Raw genomic sequence first — 16,134 nt, 5'->3', positions numbered from 1 at the left:
ACCTGACCATGGCCGAAGAATTCCTCCGCATCGAAAACCTGGTCAAAACCTTCGGCACCAACACCGTCGTCAAGGGCGCCAACCTCAGCTTTTCGAAGGGCGAGTTCATCTCGCTGCTCGGCCCCTCCGGCTGCGGCAAGACCACGATCCTGCGCATGGTGGCCGGCTTCGAAAAGCCCACCTCCGGCTCCATCCGCGTCGACGGCCAGGACATTTCTCACCTGCCGCCAAACCAGCGCAAAATCGGCATGGTGTTTCAGGCCTACGCGCTGTTCCCAAACATGAACGTCGAAGACAATGTCGGCTTCGGGTTGAAGATCGCCGGCGTCGGCAACGAGGAGCGCAAGGCCCGCGTCGAGGAGATGCTCAAGCTCATCGGCCTCTCGGGCTTCGGCAAGCGTTTCCCGTTCGAAATGTCCGGCGGCCAGCAGCAGCGCGTTGCGCTCGCCCGCGCCCTCGCCCCCAAGCCGCGCATGCTGCTGCTCGATGAGCCGCTCTCGGCGCTCGACGCCAAGATCCGCGTCAGCCTCCGCCAGGAAATTCGCGCCATCCAGCGTGAGCTCGGCATCACCACCATGTTCGTGACTCACGACCAGGAAGAAGCCCTCTCCATTTCCGACCGCATCGTCGTGATGAGCGCCGGCAATGTCGAGCAGATCGGCTCGCCCTTCGAAGTCTATAACAAGCCCGCCACCAAGTTCGTCGCCACCTTCGTCGGCCAGCTCAACACCCTCAAGGCGACGGTCGCCGATCCGGTCGCAAAGACCGTCACGATCAACGGCCAGACCGCCCATGTCCCCAGCCTCTCTGGCAACGCCAAGGCCGGCGACGCCATCTCGATCACCATGCGTCCCGAAGCGGTTGCCCTCGCCAACGGCCATGATCGCGATATCGTCCTCGACGGCCGCGTCTCGGCAGTGAACTTCCTCGGCTCGGTGATCCGGCTCAAGGTGGCACTCGGCGGCGACAACGCCATCGAGCTCGACACTTTCAACGACCAGCGCACCCCGCCCCCGGCCCATGACGCGCCGGTTCGCGTCACCCTCTCCGGAAGTGATATTCTCGTCCTCGGCGACTGATGAACATCCTCTTCATCACCGCCGACCAATGGCGCGGCGACTGCACCGGCTACGCCGGCCACCCCATCGCTCGCACGCCGGCGCTGAATGCACTGGCCGCTGAAGGCACGGCGTTCCTCAACCACTACGCCCAGGCGGCCCCCTGCTCGCCCGCCCGCGCCGGCCTCTACACCGGCCTCTACCAGATGAACAACAGGGTCTGCCGCAACGGCTCGCCGCTGGCCGACCGCTTCGACAACATCGCCCGCGCCGCCCGCCGTGCCGGGTACGATCCGACGCTGTTCGGCTATACCGACGTCGCGCTCGACCCCACCGGCAAGGCACCCCACGATCCCGACAACACCACCTACGAGGGCGTCCTCCCCGGCTTCACCACTCGCGCCAAACTCCCCGAGCACGAACGCCCCTGGCTCTCATGGCTGCGCCAGCAGGGTCTCGAACTCCACGACCACGATCGTGCCCACCTGCCCCTTGACGTTACTCCAGGCGAAGTCACCGACGCACCACCCGCCTACAGCAAAGACCAGACCCAGACCGCCTACCTCACCGGCGAGTTCATCCGCTGGCTCGGCGAGCAGACCGACCGGCCATGGTTCGCCCACGTCTCGTTCATCCGGCCCCATCCTCCGTTCATCGCCGTGGCGCCGTACAACACAATGTACGCCCCCGGCGATGTCGGCGGGTTCACCCGCGCCGCCTCCGCCGACGCCGAAGCCGCAGCCCATCCGCTCATGGACTACGCCCTCCGCTTCACCGAAGCCGATCACTACGCCCCCACCGCCACCGGCCTCGTCCGTGACCTCACCGACGCTCAGCTACGTCAGATCAAGGCCACCTATTACGGCATGATCTCCGAAGTGGACGCCCAGCTCGGCCGCCTCTTCGATGCCATCAAGGCGCGAGGACAGTGGGACGACACGCTGATCATCTTCACCTCCGATCACGCCGAAATGCTCGGCGACCATTACAGCCTGGGCAAGGGCGGCTATTTCGACCAGAGCCAGCACATTCCCCTCGTCATCCGCAATCCTCGAACAGACTTCGGACAGACGTTCACAGCTTTTACGCAGTCGATCGACGTTTTTCCGACCCTCCTCGACCTCATCGGCACCACCCCAACCCACCGCCCCGATGGCCGCTCCCTCGTACCATTTCTCACCGGCTCACCCCCTACAGAGTGGCGCGACGCGGTGCACTGGGAGTTCGACTTTCGCGACGTCGCCGGCCAGACCACCGAACGCTGGTTCGGCCGCACTTCAACGCAACTGAACCTTGCAGTAATCCGCACAGAGCGTTGGAAGTACGTGCATTTTGCCACCCTCCCACCACTGCTCTTCGACCTCGAAAACGACCCGGGAAACCTCAACAACCTCGCCAACGACCCGACCTTTGCATCCATCCGCCTCGAAATGGCCGAACGCCTGCTCCGCTGGCGCGCCGAGCATCTCGACCAGACCCTGGCGCTCACCGAACTCACCGGCACCGGCGTCGTGACATCCCCCTTGTGAGCACCTGACCAAAGGCGCTATCCCCTTGGATAGTCTGGAGGAAAGCCCATGTCCCACCCGCTCGTCACCACCGCCTGGCTCGCCGATCACCTCGCCGACCCCAATCTCGTGCTCGTCGACGCCAGCTGGTACCTCCCGGCCATGGGCCGCAAAGGCTACCCCGAGTATCTCAGCAGCCACCTGCCCGGCGCCGTGTTCTTCGGCATCGATGAGATCGCCGACAAGACCACCTCCCTGCCCCATATGCTGCCGACACCCGCAGAGTTCGCTGCTGCAGTGGGCAAGCTCGGCATCGCCGCCACCGATACCATCGTGGTCTACGATGAAGCCGGGATCTTCTCGGCTCCCCGCGTCTGGTGGACCTTCAAGACCATGGGCGCTGAGAACGTTTTCGTGCTCGATGGCGGTGGCCCTAAGTGGCGCGCGGAGGGCCGTCCGGTCGAAGTAGGAGCGGTCGCCAAGACCCCGCGAACCTTTACCCCCAACTTCCGCCCGGCAGCAGTCGCCGACTTCGGCAATATGCTTGAGCTGACCAAAACGCGCGAGAAGGCCATCCTAGATGCCCGCCCGGCAGACCGCTTCCGGGGCGAAGTCCCTGAGCCGCGGCCGGGTCTGGCGTCGGGCCACATGCCCGGCAGCACCAGCGTGCCGGCCAGCACTGTGGTCGCAAACGGTCAGATGAAGCCTGCGGCAGAACTCGCCACGCTGTTCCAGTCGGCCGGCGTGGACCTGAGCAAGCCGATTGTCACATCATGCGGCTCGGGCGTCACGGCCTCAACCGTGGCGCTTGCCCTTGCGATTGCCGGCGCGGGCGACGTCGCCGTCTATGACGGCTCGTGGGCCGAGTGGGGCAGCCGCCTCGATGCGCCGGTGGAAAAGGGCTGAGAAATCAGCCCTTGTTCTTGTTGTAGACGTCGAACACCACGGCCGCGAGCAGCACCAGGCCCTTGATCACCTGCTGCCAGTCGATGTTGACCCCCAGGATCGACATGCCGTTGTTCATCACCCCCATGATGAAAGCACCAATCACCGCGCCCGCCACCTGGCCAACGCCACCCATGGCCGACGCGCCACCGATGAACACGGCCGCAATCACGTCAAGCTCGAAGCCCTGCCCGGCCTTTGGGGTCGCCGTATTGAGGCGCGCCGCAAAGATCAGGCCAGCGAGCGCTGAAAGCACGCCCATGATCACAAACACATAGAACGTCAGCCGCTCGGTCTTGATGCCCGAGAGCGCTGCCGCCTTTAGGTTACCGCCCATCGCATAGATGCGGCGCCCGAGCGTGGTCTTCATGGTGAGGAAGACGAACAGCGCGATCAGCACGCTCATCACCACCAGCACGTTCGGCAGGCCCTTGTAGGACGCCATGGTGTAGGTGAGGAACAGCACGAGCCCGGCGATTACGGCCGTCTTGATCGCAAACAGCGGGAACGGCTCAGCACTGTAGCCGTGCGCCTCGCGGTTCCGCCGCGCCTGCACGCCGAAGTAGAGGTAGGCGGCGATGCCAATAAGCCCGATCACGACAGTGGTCGAGTGCAGCACCACGCCGCTGCCAGCCGCGACCTTGCCGGCCGCGTCGACGGTGGGCGCAATCAGCGTCATCGGCCCGATGAAATCGGGAATGAACCCCGCCGACAGCAACTGGAACTCGGCGGGGAACGGACCAACCGATGCACCGCCCAGAACCGCCAGGCTCAGACCCTTGAACACCAGCATGCCGGCGAGGGTCACAATGAAGCTGGGGATCTTGTGATAGGCGATCCAATACCCCTGGGCCGCCCCGATAATCCCCCCCGCCGCGAGGCAGATCACCCCGGTCGAGATCGGATCCATCTTGTAGTTGACCATCATGATGGCCGCTATAGCGCCGATAAAACCGGAGACCGATCCGACCGACAGGTCGATGTGACCCGCGACGATCACCAGCAACATGCCCAGGGCCATGATGATGATGTAGCTGTTCTGCAGCACCACGTTGGTGAGGTTCACCGGCTTGAACAGCACGCCGTTGGTGGCGAACTGGAAGAACACCATGATCGCCAGGAGGGCCAGCACCAGCCCATAGTCGCGGAGGTTGTCCTGCAGCGCCGCCATGATCGGCTGGCGGGTAGAAGCCGGGGGTGCGCTGGTCTGGGGCGCAGTTTCGGTGGTCATGATGCTTTTCCTTCTGCCCGGACGATGGCGCGCATGATCTTTTCCTGGGAGGCGTCGCTTGCCGCCATCTCCCCGACGATCCGGCCCTCGTTCATGACGTAAATGCGATCGGTGATGCCCAGCAGTTCTGGCATTTCCGATGAGATGACGATGATGCCTTTTCCTTCAGCGGCTAGTTGGGCGATGATCGTATAGATCTCGTACTTGGCGCCGACATCGATGCCGCGCGTCGGCTCATCGAGGATCAGGATATCCGGGTTGGCGAACAGCCACTTGCTGAGCACCACCTTCTGCTGGTTGCCGCCAGAGAGGTTGCCCGTCTTCTGGTAGACGCTGGACGACCGGATATTGGTCTTCTTCCGATAGTCGTTGGCAACCGTCAGCTCTTTCATGTCGTCGATCACGCCGAAGCGCGACACCCCGAACAGGTGTGCCAGCGTGGTGTTGTGCTTGATATGATCGATCAGATTGAGCCCGTAGGTCTTCCGGTCCTCGGTGGCGTAGGCGATACCGTTTTCGACCGCCTTGCCGACCGTCGATACGTCCACCTTCTTGCCCTTCAGGATCACCTCACCCGTGATCTTCCGCCCATAGGTACGACCAAACACGCTCATCGCAAACTCGGTGCGCCCCGAGCCCATCAGGCCCGCGATCCCCACCACTTCGCCGCGGCGCACATTGATGTCGATGCCCTTGATCACCTGCCGGTCAGCGTGGAGCGGATGGTAGACGCTCCAGTTCTTCACCTCGAGCAGCATTTCGCCGATCTTGGGCGAACGTGGCGGATAGCGATCCTCGAGCGAGCGTCCCACCATCGAAGTGATGATCCGGTCTTCGGTGATTTCGCCCTTGTTCAGCGTCTCGATGGTCTTGCCGTCGCGGATGATGGTGATGCGATCTGCAACTTTGCTCACTTCGTTGAGCTTGTGCGAAATCAGGATGCAACTGATCCCCTGCGCGCGGAACTCGATCAGGAGGTTCAGCAGCGCGTCACTATCTTTTTCAGACAAGCTCGCCGTCGGCTCGTCGAGGATCAGGAGTTTAACCTCCTTGCTCAGCGCCTTGGCGATTTCCACGAGCTGCTGCTTGCCGGTGCCCAGATGAGTAATCAGCGTCTGCGGGTCCTCGTTGAGGCCCACCTTCTTCAAGAGCTCGCGCGTCCTCTTTTCGTTGGCCGCCCAGTCGATCACGCCGAACTTGGCGCGCTCGTTGCCGAGGAAGATGTTTTCGGTAATCGACAGGAGCGGCACCAGGGCGAGTTCCTGGTGGATGATGACAATGCCGAGCCGCTCGCTGTCATGGATGCCCTTGAACTGGCATTCCTTGCCTTCAAAGAAGATCTGACCGTCGTAGCTGCCGTGCGGATAGACGCCGGACAACACCTTCATCAGCGTCGACTTACCGGCGCCGTTCTCTCCCACGATGGCGTGGATTTCGCTGGCGCGCACGTCCAGGTTGACGTTTTGCAGCGCCTTCACGCCCGGGAAAGTCTTGGTGATGTTGCGCATCTCCAGGATCGTTTCGGTCATGCATGCCCCGGCTTCAAAAGGAGAGCGACAGGCGCTCGATCCTTAAATCTGTAATGGAGGTCGACGAAAGCGCAAAGGGCCTCGCGTTGCCGCGAGGCCCCAAGCAACGAGGCTTACTTCAGGTCATCGGCCTTGATGTAGCCGGACTCGACGACGAGCTTCTCGTAGTTCGAAGCGTCGACTTCATACGGGGTCAGGAGGACCGACGGGACGATCTTCACGCCGTTGTTGTAGGTCTTGGTGTCAAGACCATCCGGAGTGCCGCCCGACACGACCGTGTCGACCAGATCGGCAGTCGTCTTGGCCAGTTCGCGGGTGTCCTTGAACACGGTCGAGTACTGCTCGCCGGCAATGATCGCCTTGACCGACGGAACTTCGGCGTCCTGACCGGAGATGATCGGCCACGCCTGATCAGCAGTGCCATAACCAACGCCGCGCAGCGACGAGATGATGCCACGGCTCAGGCCGTCATAGGGGGCGAGAACCGCGTCAACGCGGCTGCCGTCCGAGTAGAAGGCGGAGAGGATGTTGTCCATGCGGGCCTGCGCAACAGCGCCGTCCCAACGGAGCGTACCAACCTTGTCCATGCCGAACTGGCCGGACTTCACGACCAGGTCACCCTTGTCGATCAGCGGCTGCAGAACGCTCATGGCGCCGTCGTAGAAGAAGAAGGCGTTGTTGTCGTCCGGCGAACCGCCAAACAGCTCGATGTTGAACGGGCCAGCCTTTTCAGGATAACCGAGGCCCTTCAGGATCGAGTTGGCCTGGAGCACGCCGACCTGGAAGTTGTCGAACGTGGTGTAGTAGTCGACATTGGCGCTGTCGCGGATCAGGCGGTCATAGGCGAACACCTTGATTCCGGCATCAGCGGCCTGCTGCAGCACAGCCGACAGCGTGGTGCCGTCGATCGAGGCAACGATCAGGGCCTTTACGCCCTTGGTGACCATGTTTTCGATCTGAGCGAGCTGGTTCGGGATATCGTCTTCTGCGTACTGCAGGTCGACTGTGTAACCCTTGGCCTCAAGCGAGGCCTTCAGCGAGTCGCCATCCGAGATCCAGCGGAGCGACGACTTGGTCGGCATCGCAATACCGATGGCGCCCTTGTCCTGGGCAAATACCGAACCGGTCAGCGCCATGGCGCCAACAGTCACGGCAGTCATAAGAAACTTCAAGGCTTTCACTGGTTTCCTCCCGGGTGAACCTATGTGTGAGATGCCGCAAGCCGAATGAACGATCCGGCATGCGGAGAGGAATTGAAGCTCAGGCGCCGCAGATTTCGTCCGCAACCCAACAGGCATCTGAACCGATGACCGTGCCTCCCGAACAGCTCAGTTCGAGCCATTCACACGTCCTCCAACGCGCGGAGGTTATCTAGAGTAGTCAGATAAACCTGTAAAGGTGGGGCAATGCCTGCTCTCCCGGATTTGCCAACCGAAATTAGCTGCCATCACCGCAGCCGACCCCACAAGCACCCTCTTGCGGGCCTCGTAGCGAACCCGCTAGAAGTCCACTTGGAGGAGTTCGAAGGAAAATCGTGGTGCCAACTCACGAGCCGGAGAACAAAGTTATCAGACATGTCGAGGGGAAATGGCCAGTCAAGAACTCGCGGCCGGACGGGAGGAGACCCAGTCCACGGCGGCGGAGCATGTAGCCGAGGCACTCGCCAATATGGTGCTGGGTCAAATGGCACCGGGGGCGAGTATCCCAAGTGAAGCTGATCTGGCAACGCGATTCGCGGTCAGCCGGCTCACTGTCCGCGAAGCCGTAAAGATGCTAGCGGGCCGTGGCCTGTTGCATCTAGGCCGGGGACGACGTGCGGTGGTGCGTGAACCTAACAGCTCGGCGTTCGCCGACTTTCTCGTTTCCATCATCAACAACGACCCCAAGGGTCTGTTTGACCTGATCGAGCTGCGCATGATGCTGGAAACGCAATCCGCCAGCCTTGCCGCCAAGCGGACCAGCCGCGCCGGACTTCTTGCGATCGAAAGCGCAATGAAGGGCATGCAGGACACTGCACTTGAGATCGAAACGTCCAGCGATCCTGCTTCGGCAGAGTTTCGTTTCCACGACTTTGACGTGCAGTTCCACGAGGCCATCGCTACCGCCAGCGGCAACCGTGTGATTTCCTTCGTCTTTGAGGCCATGGCCAAGCCGCTGCGGGAGAGCTTCTTCATGAGCGGCCACGGCCAGAGACTGCGCGGCAACGATCGCGGCACCACGCTGCGCGCCCATCAGGCGGTGCTGGACGCTATCCGTGCCGGCGACCAGCGCGGGGCGGCCGAGGCGATGAGAAAGCATCTGCGGGAGACCGAAATCGATATCCGGGCCCACATGGCCAACCGCCCCGAGCGGCAGTAGCGCCGATTACCCGTGATTGATCATCACATGGCGCACTGCCGTGTAGTCCTCCAGCGCATAGACGGACATATCCTTGCCATAGCCGGATTGCTTCAATCCGCCATGCGGCATCTCGTTGACCAGCATGAAGTGGGTGTTGATCCAGGTGCAGCCATACTGCAGCTGCGCGGCCGTCTGCATCGCCTTGTCGATGTCCTTGGTCCAGACCGATGAGGCGAGGCCATAATCGCTGTCATTGGCCCAGGCGATGGCATCTTCAGGCTCGGTGAACCGAGTGATCGAAACCACCGGCCCGAACACTTCGCGCCGCACGATTTCGTCGGACTGCAGCGCCCCTGCGATCACCGTCGGCTCGTAGAAGAACCCGCGGTCGCCGGACACATGCCCGCCGGTGGTGATCTTGATATGCGGCAGCTCGGAGGCACGTTCGACAAAGCTCGCAACCCGGTCGCGCTGGCGCTTCGAGATCAGCGGCCCGATCTCATTCTGGCCATCGTCCTGCTGGTTGTAGCGGATCGAGGCGACCGCAGAGGATAGGTCCGCCACCAGCTTGTCGTGGATCTTGGGCCCCGCATAGATGCGACACGCCGCCGTGCAATCCTGCCCGGCATTGTAATAGCCGAAGGCGCGGAGGCCGTTCACCACTGCCTCAAGGTCGGCGTCGTCGTAGACGATCACCGGCGCCTTGCCGCCCAGTTCCAGATGCGTCCGTTTGACCGATTTGACTGCCGCCTGCAGCACCTTCTTGCCGGTCGCCACGTCGCCCGTGATCGAGATCATGTTGACCTTCGGGTGGTTGATCAGCGCGTTCCCAACACTTTCACCGCGACCAAGGACGACGTTGACCACGCCCTCAGGCAGAATGTCCGCCATAACCTTGGCGAGTTTGAGCGCCGTCAGCGGCGTCTGCTCGGACGGCTTGAAGATGACCGTGTTGCCGCCAGCGATGGCGGGGGCCAGTTTCCAGGCCATCATCATCAGCGGGTAGTTCCACGGTGCGATCGAGGCGACGATGCCGATGGGGTCGCGCCGGATCATCGAGGTGTGGCCCGGCAGGTATTCGCCAGCCGCCATCGCGTGCATGTTGCGCACAGCCCCGGCAAAGAAGCGCCAGCAATCGACGATCGCTGGGATTTCATCGTTCAGCGCCGCATTGATCGGCTTGCCGCAGTTCAGCGCTTCGAGCGCCGCGAAGGCCTGGGCGTCGTCCTCAATGGCCTGGGCGATCTTCAGCAGGTAGTTCGAACGCTGTCCCGGTGTCGTCCGCGACCACGTCTTGAACGCCTTCTCAGCGGCCAGCACCGCCGCCTCGACCTGATCCAGCGATGCTTCCGGGATCGATTCGATCAGCGCGCCGGTCCGGGGATTGAGCACCTGCTCTGGAGTCTCAGTACCCGCGACAAAGCGCGAGCCGATCAGCATTTCAGTGTCCATGGCTCTTTCTCCAGACTTCAGAATATCCGTTCATTTCCCCATCCCCGCGACAGACTGTTCGCCGCCGCGGCTGAGATAGAACGCGGCAAGGATGGGGAGGAACGTGACGATGACGACGACCATGGCGACTACATTGGTCACCGGCCGCTGGCGTGGACGGATGAGTTCTTCGAGCATCCACAGCGGCAGGGTCTGCTGCTGCCCGGCGGTGAAGGTTGTGACGATGACCTCGTCAAAGCTCAGCGCAAACGCCAGCATGCCGCCCGCGAGGAGCGCCGTGGCGATATTGGGGAGGATAACGTGCCGGAAGGTCTGGAACCCGTCAGCGCCGAGATCCATCGAGGCCTCGATCAACGAGCCCGACATGCGGCGGAAGCGGGCAACGGCATTGTTGTAGACCACGACGATACAGAAGGTCGCGTGGCCGAGGACGATTGTCCAGAACGAGAACGGGATTTCAGCCAGCGAGAATGCGGCGCGGAGCGAGATACCGGTGATGATGCCAGGCAGCGCGATGGGCAGGATGACCAGCAGCGAGATCGTCTCGCGACCGAAGAACTTCGTCCCCGAGACGGCCGCAGCGCAGAGCGTGCCGAGCACCAGGGCAATGATAGTCGAGACCACCGCAACCTGCACCGACAACGTCAGCGCCTGCCAGACATCGGGCCGGTTCCAGGCGACGGCAAACCATTTGAGCGTCAGCCCCGGTGGTGGCCATTGATAGCTCTTTTCAGCCGTCGAGAAGGCATAGAGAAAGATCAGCGCCAAGGGCAGCAGCAGGAACACCAGCCCTGCCCCGGCAGCAAGTTTGAGCGGCAGTGATGCGCGGGGAGCGTCAGAGCGCATCGAAGGCCCCCATCTTCCGTGCGAGCCACAGATAGACGCCCATGATCAGGATCGGCACGACGGTGAAGGCTGCGGCCAGCGGGATATTGCCGGCGGTGCCCTGATGCACATAGACCGCCTGCCCGATGAACAGCCGGGAGGTGCCGACGATCTGCGGGATGATATAGTCGCCCAGCGTCAGCGAGAACGTGAAGATCGACCCGGCCACAATTCCCGGCAGCGCCAGCGGGAAGATCACCTTCCAGAAGGTCTGGATCGGTGTGGCGCCGAGATCCGAGGCCGCGTCGATCAGGTTGACCGGCACGCGCTCCACCGACGCCTGGATCGGCAGGATCATATAGGGCAGCCAGATATACAAAAAGACCAGCAACGTGCCGGTGAAGCTGACTGAGAGCGAGTTGCCGCCGATCACCGGCAGCGACAGGAACGCATCGAGCAGGAACGTCAAGTGCAACTGCTCGAACACCCAGTTGAGGATGCCTTCCTTGGCGAGGATCAGCTTCCAGGCGTAGACCTTGACCAGATAGCTCGACCACAGCGGCAGCATGATCGCGAGATAGAACAGCGCCTTCCACTTGCCCCGCGCATAGCGGGCCGCCACGTAGGCGATCGGGAAGGCGACGAGCGCCGAGGCAACCGTCACGATCGCCGCCATCGCCACGGTCCGCACGATGATGTCAAAGTTCTGCGGCTTCAGCAGTTCGCCATAGGTCTTGAGCGTGAACTCGTGGACGATCACCCCGGAGAAATCGTCGAGCGAGAAGAAGCTCTGGATCAGGAGTGCGAACAGCGCGCCGAGATAGACGATCCCCAGCCACAGCACCGCCGGCGCTAGCAGCAGGAAAATCATCAACCGCGGCCGCTTCCAGAAATAGTCCGACAGCCCGCCCAGCCAGCCGCGCTGGTTGACGAGGATCGCGCCGCTCTGGGCGATGTCGGTCACGCCGCATCCTCCATCAGGTGCAGCGCGTCCTTGGCGAAACCGATGCTCACCTGCTCGCCCTCAACCGCAACGTCATCGCCAGAGTTGGTCGTCGCGTGGAGCAGCAGATCGCCCATCTGGATGGCGAGCCGGGTCGTGGCGCCGAGATAGCTGCGGGCGATCACCATTCCTGTCAACTGCGCGGCGCCTGCCGTTCCCGACTTCGCCACATGAATCGATTCCGGCCTGAGGCTGGCCCACTTCCGCACGCCCAGCACGCCATCGACGAACTCGGGCGGCAGTACGTTCGAGGAGCCGACGAAATCGGCGACGAACCGCGTATTTGGCCGCCGGTAGATTTCCTCCGGCGTGCCGATCTGCATGACCCTGCCATTGTTGAAGACGGCAACCCGATCCGCCATCGACAGCGCCTCACCCTGGTCATGGGTGACGAAGATGAAGGTAATGCTGAGTTGACGCTGCAGCAGCTTGAGCTCTTCCTGCATGCTCTCGCGCAACTTGAGGTCGAGTGCCCCAAGTGGTTCATCGAGCAGCAGGACTTTCGGTTTGTTGACGATCGCCCGGGCCAGCGCAACGCGCTGTCGTTGTCCACCGGAGAGCTGCCCCGGCCGCCGGTCGCCATAGCCGCCCAGCTTGACCAGCTCAAGCGCGGCCTCAGCCTCGCGAGCCCGTTCGACCTTCCCCACCTTGCGCAGCATGAGAGAGAATTCGACATTTTCCCGGACATTCATATGCGGGAACAGCGCATAGTCCTGAAACACCGTGTTGACGTTGCGCCGATAGGGCGGCACGCCCTGCACCGCCTCCCCGAAAATCCGGATTTCGCCGGAGGTCGGCTGCTCGAACCCGGCAATCAGCCTCAGGCACGTCGTCTTACCCGACCCTGACGGCCCCAGCATGGCGAAGAACTCGCCCGGGGCCACCTCCAGATCGACCGCATCCATGGCCTTGACCGGGCCAAAATGGCGGGAGGCGTTCTGCAGCGAGACGGCAGCTGTCATGTGTGGTGCACCCCCGGATAGAGACGGGGTGAGGCGTGAGCCCCACCCCGCGAGATCAGTTTACTGACCCATCACGCCGATGAAATCGGACGCCCAGCGCGCGTACGGAACGCACTGGTTGTTCTCCGACGCGCATTGGGTGGTCGGCGTCTTCCAGAACGCGATCTTGTCGAAGTTATCGAAGCCGTTGAGAGCGCAGCCCTCGTCGGTCAGCAGCTCATTGCCCTTGCACGCGGCAGGGACCACCGGCACCGAGCCGAACCAGGCCGCAACGTCGCCCTGCACCTTGGGGGCCAGCGAGTGTTCCAGCCACATATAGGCGCAGTTGGGATGCTTGCTGTCGGCGGCGAGCATGGTGGTATCCGCCCAGCCCGTCGCGCCTTCCTTGGGGATCGTAGACGCAATCGGCTGCTCGGCGGCCTGCAGCGTGTTCACCTGATAGGGCCATGAACTCGATGCCACCACGCCTTCCGACGTGAAGTCATCGACCTGCACTGCTGCGTCGTGCCAGTAGCGGCCGACCAGCGCACGCTGGCCCTTCAGCAGTTCAAGGGCAGCAGCGTACTGGGTCTCGTTGAGTTCGTAGGGGTCCTTGATGCCCAGTTCGGGCTTGGCGGTCTTCAGATACAGCGCTGCGTCGGCGATATAGATGGCGCCATCATAGGCCTGGACGCGGCCCTCGTTCGACTTGCCGTCCGGCAGATCCATTTTTTCGAACACGACATTCCAACTGGTCGGCGCTTCCTTGAAGGTCTCGGTGTTGTACATCAACACGTTCGGGCCCCACTGATACGGCACGCCGTAGTGGACGCCGTCGACGGTGTGCCACGCGCCGTCTTTCAGCCGATCATCGAGCGTGCCCCAGCTCGGGACCAGCGCGGTATTGATCGGCTGCACCTTCTTGCCGGCAACGAGCCGGAGCGACGCATCGCCCGAAGCCGTCACAAGATCGAAGCCGCCAGCATTCATCAGCGCGACCATTTCGTCGGAGGTGGCGGCCGTCTTCACAGAGACCTTGCAGCCCGAGGCCTGCTCGAAATCGGTGACCCAGTCCCAGCCCTCGGTATCGCCGCGCTCGATATAGCCCGGCCAGGCAACGATCGACACTTCGCCCTCGCCGGCACCCAGCGATGGCAGCATATCCTGCGCCATCACCTGACCGCCGAATGCGGCAACCATGGTCAAGGCAGTACACGTCTTGAGAATGGACTTCATCGGTAGCTCTCCCTGCTCGGGCCCACGGCGTTCAGCCTGCCCCTAGGTTTGAGCTTATCGGTCAGCTTAACAATCGCAAATTTATTTGAGCGAAGGGTAATATCGGTTTTTCCGATACCTATCCTGTACGGCCACGCGCCGCATGCTGCTGCTGGGCCAGCCCAATGAAGTCGCGCGCCGCCTGCGTCAACTGCGAGCCCTTGCGCCAGACTGTGCCCACCTGCACCACCGGCAGGGCGCCAGAGATATCCCGGCTCTCGATCCGGTCCCCTTCCAGCGACCACGGCCGGTAAACCAGATCGGGCAAGAGCGCGATCCCTGCCCCGGTGGCGACGAGGCTGCGAACGGCTTCGACCGAGCGGGTACGGAACGCCACGTTCGGGCGCGCGCTAAAGGCGGAAAGCAGCTTGCCGGTGTTTTCTTCCGTTTCGTCCACCGTCAACATGATCAGCGGCTCAGGGACGATATCGGCGATCGAGATAATGTCGGCCCCGGCCAATTGGTGCCCGAGCGGCAGCCACAGCCGGTAGGGTGAAGTCTCGAAGATTTCCGCCTGCAGCGCCACCCGGTCGCGCAGGTTGGAAATCACCATCACCGCAACATCGAGTTCGCCCCCGATGAGGAGGTGCTCGAGATAGTCGCCATTGTCCTCGACCGCAGAAACCGTGACGTTGGGGTAAGCTCGGCGATAGCGGGCCAGAAGGTCCGAAAGCACGTACCCAGCGACGAGCGAGGTCACACCCAGATGTAGTGTCCCCGCCGCGGCCGTCGCCGGCTCCTCGCCAAAACTGCGCCGCGCGTCCGAAACGCTGCCGAGTATGCGGGTCGCGTGACGGTAGAACTGGTGGCCCTTGTGGGTGATGGTCAGACCGCGCCGGTGCCGTTCGAACAGCGTCACCCCCAGATCGGTCTCAAGCTCCTTGATCGCGTCGGTTACGGCAGACTGGCTGATCGAAAGCGACTGCGCCGCGCCAGACACGGTGCCCTCTTCGGCAACCGAGATAAAGTACTGCAACTGCCGGAGGGTGAAGGCCATATCTCAGTTAAGCATCCGTCGGTTCTGCGCTCAATCGGACGATTGCCAAGGGATTGCCTCTAGATTGCCCCTTGCCCGATTCTGCCATCGCGCTATTGGAACACGGATCAGACCCCACGGGGATAAGTCGATGACCAGCCGCGCCCATACCCTTATTGCCACCGAACGCCGCGTCCGCCGCCTCGGCCGACCTTTTGGCGTCAGCCTGCTGGTGGCGCAGAAGCGGAACCCCAAGATCGACGCCCATGGCGGCTACATGCTGCGCGACGACGACACCTTTGAGATCGTCTTTGGCAACAAGGGCTACGAATTCAGCGCCAGCCTCGACGAGGTCGAGGAATTCCTGCTCGAGTCCAAAATGGCGGCCAAGGAAAAGAAGTAGGCTAGCGGAGCGACGCCAGCACGCCCTGGAACCAGGTACGCACCGAGCGGATCATCGCCACAGATGCCTTCCAGACTTCCGTGGCTTTCGCCCAGCCCAATGCCTTGTCGCGCAGGCCGATCACCCAGCTCATCAGCCGCTTGAACCAGCCGATGCGCATCAGCGGCTCGTAGCCGACATGGAAGATCCGGTCGCAGGTAAGGATCGAAACGATCTGCGCAATGATCAACAGGATCAGGCACTGGAACGGATGCCCCACCGCACCCCAGTAGAGCGCGAAAACCTTGGCCGGTTCGATGACGATGAACGGCACCGCCAAGAGGACCAGCAGCGCATAGGGCGGTAGCCTCTGGATCAACCGCCCCAGCGCCTGAAACAGCTGTAGCTCGCCAAGCCAGCGGATCGCTGGACGAAACAGCGGGAACAGCAACTCGTCGAGCAGCGTGTAGAACACCACTGCCACGGTGACGACGAACCGCGCAACGGCCCGGATCACCTGCTGCCAGAGCGGTCGCTCGGGCGTATTTCCAGTCGACTCGGCCATGTCCTCACCCCCGGATGCGCAAGCATCGCGGCATTGCGCGCACAAAGGCTAGCCGCGTCAACCATCTGTGCTATCGTTTGGGTGGGAAGTCCTGTGTCTTACGA

Annotated in this window: 15 protein-coding genes; 5 read left to right on the top strand and 10 right to left on the bottom strand. The window is 62.5% G+C overall.

The genetic code is table 11. The features are described 5' to 3' along the window. Nucleotides 1-8: 8 nt before the first annotated feature. Genes ACO06J_RS02565 through sseA form a run of 3 tightly spaced genes read left to right on the top strand, consistent with a single transcriptional unit; the run spans nucleotide 9 to nucleotide 3,472 of the window. A complete protein-coding gene (locus ACO06J_RS02565; RefSeq protein WP_421759131.1) occupies nucleotides 9-1,079 on the top strand; it encodes an ABC transporter ATP-binding protein in 1,071 nt (356 codons plus the stop codon). Further along, nucleotides 1,079-2,587: an alkaline phosphatase family protein gene (locus ACO06J_RS02560; protein ID WP_421759130.1), complete on the top strand. Its 1,509-nt coding sequence runs from the start codon at nucleotides 1,079-1,081 to the stop codon at nucleotides 2,585-2,587. The genes ACO06J_RS02565 and ACO06J_RS02560 overlap by 1 nt, the downstream gene beginning before the upstream one ends. Before the next feature lie 48 nt (nucleotides 2,588-2,635). Beyond that, nucleotides 2,636-3,472: a 3-mercaptopyruvate sulfurtransferase gene (gene sseA, locus ACO06J_RS02555; protein WP_421759129.1), complete on the top strand. Its 837-nt coding sequence runs from the start codon at nucleotides 2,636-2,638 to the stop codon at nucleotides 3,470-3,472. Nucleotides 3,473-3,476: 4 nt separating this feature from the next. On the opposite strand, the gene mmsB is transcribed toward sseA, so the two are convergent. From mmsB to chvE, 3 genes are all read right to left on the bottom strand, one after another. Next, entirely contained in the window at nucleotides 3,477-4,742 is a 1,266-nt protein-coding gene (gene mmsB / locus ACO06J_RS02550) for a multiple monosaccharide ABC transporter permease (protein ID WP_421759128.1), read from the bottom strand. Further along, nucleotides 4,739-6,271 (bottom strand): multiple monosaccharide ABC transporter ATP-binding protein, encoded by a 1,533-nt coding sequence (mmsA, locus tag ACO06J_RS02545; RefSeq protein ID WP_421759127.1) that lies wholly within the window; start codon nucleotides 6,269-6,271, stop codon nucleotides 4,739-4,741. Before mmsA ends, mmsB begins: the two co-directional genes overlap by 4 nt. A gap of 113 nt (nucleotides 6,272-6,384) precedes the next feature. Further along, nucleotides 6,385-7,431 carry a multiple monosaccharide ABC transporter substrate-binding protein gene (gene chvE / locus ACO06J_RS02540; RefSeq protein WP_421759126.1) on the bottom strand — a complete coding sequence of 349 codons (1,047 nt, stop codon included), beginning with the start codon at nucleotides 7,429-7,431 and terminating at the stop codon, nucleotides 6,385-6,387. Nucleotides 7,432-7,858: 427 nt separating this feature from the next. Here chvE and ACO06J_RS02535 point away from each other — a divergent pair, with 427 nt between their 5' ends. After that, nucleotides 7,859-8,629 (top strand): FadR/GntR family transcriptional regulator, encoded by a 771-nt coding sequence (locus ACO06J_RS02535; RefSeq protein ID WP_421759125.1) that lies wholly within the window; start codon nucleotides 7,859-7,861, stop codon nucleotides 8,627-8,629. Between the two features lie 6 nt (nucleotides 8,630-8,635). Here the strand turns inward: ACO06J_RS02535 and ACO06J_RS02530 are convergent, their stop codons facing one another. The 6 genes from ACO06J_RS02530 to ACO06J_RS02505 all read right to left on the bottom strand — a co-directional run bounded on the left by ACO06J_RS02530 (nucleotide 8,636) and on the right by ACO06J_RS02505 (nucleotide 15,104). Beyond that, a complete protein-coding gene (locus tag ACO06J_RS02530) occupies nucleotides 8,636-10,063 on the bottom strand; it encodes a gamma-aminobutyraldehyde dehydrogenase (RefSeq protein ID WP_421759124.1) in 1,428 nt (475 codons plus the stop codon). Between the two features lie 30 nt (nucleotides 10,064-10,093). Further along, on the bottom strand, nucleotides 10,094-10,909 hold the full coding sequence (locus ACO06J_RS02525) for an ABC transporter permease (RefSeq protein ID WP_421759123.1): 816 nt from the start codon (nucleotides 10,907-10,909) through the stop codon (nucleotides 10,094-10,096). After that, nucleotides 10,899-11,843: an ABC transporter permease gene (locus tag ACO06J_RS02520; RefSeq protein ID WP_421762434.1), complete on the bottom strand. Its 945-nt coding sequence runs from the start codon at nucleotides 11,841-11,843 to the stop codon at nucleotides 10,899-10,901. Before ACO06J_RS02520 ends, ACO06J_RS02525 begins: the two co-directional genes overlap by 11 nt. A 5-nt stretch (nucleotides 11,844-11,848) precedes the next feature. After that, on the bottom strand, nucleotides 11,849-12,853 hold the full coding sequence (locus tag ACO06J_RS02515) for an ABC transporter ATP-binding protein (protein WP_421759122.1): 1,005 nt from the start codon (nucleotides 12,851-12,853) through the stop codon (nucleotides 11,849-11,851). A gap of 60 nt (nucleotides 12,854-12,913) precedes the next feature. Further along, a complete protein-coding gene (locus ACO06J_RS02510; RefSeq protein WP_421759121.1) occupies nucleotides 12,914-14,068 on the bottom strand; it encodes an ABC transporter substrate-binding protein in 1,155 nt (384 codons plus the stop codon). A 118-nt stretch (nucleotides 14,069-14,186) separates the two neighbouring features. Continuing rightward, a complete protein-coding gene (locus ACO06J_RS02505; protein WP_421759120.1) occupies nucleotides 14,187-15,104 on the bottom strand; it encodes a LysR substrate-binding domain-containing protein in 918 nt (305 codons plus the stop codon). 130 nt (nucleotides 15,105-15,234) lie between these two features. Here ACO06J_RS02505 and ACO06J_RS02500 point away from each other — a divergent pair, with 130 nt between their 5' ends. Further along, nucleotides 15,235-15,486: a hypothetical protein gene (locus ACO06J_RS02500; RefSeq protein WP_421759119.1), complete on the top strand. Its 252-nt coding sequence runs from the start codon at nucleotides 15,235-15,237 to the stop codon at nucleotides 15,484-15,486. Between the two features lies 1 nt (nucleotide 15,487). Here the strand turns inward: ACO06J_RS02500 and ACO06J_RS02495 are convergent, their stop codons facing one another. Further along, nucleotides 15,488-16,030, bottom strand: a complete 543-nt coding sequence (locus tag ACO06J_RS02495) for a hypothetical protein (protein ID WP_421759118.1) — start codon at nucleotides 16,028-16,030, stop codon at nucleotides 15,488-15,490. Nucleotides 16,031-16,134: the final 104 nt, after the last annotated feature.

The sequence above is a fragment of the Devosia sp. genome (assembly GCF_965229025.1).
In the GTDB taxonomy this organism is placed as follows: Bacteria; Pseudomonadota; Alphaproteobacteria; order Rhizobiales; family Devosiaceae; genus Devosia_A.
The sequence above is the reverse complement of the archived record's forward strand: the minus strand, read 5'-3'. Positions and strand labels throughout refer to the sequence as shown.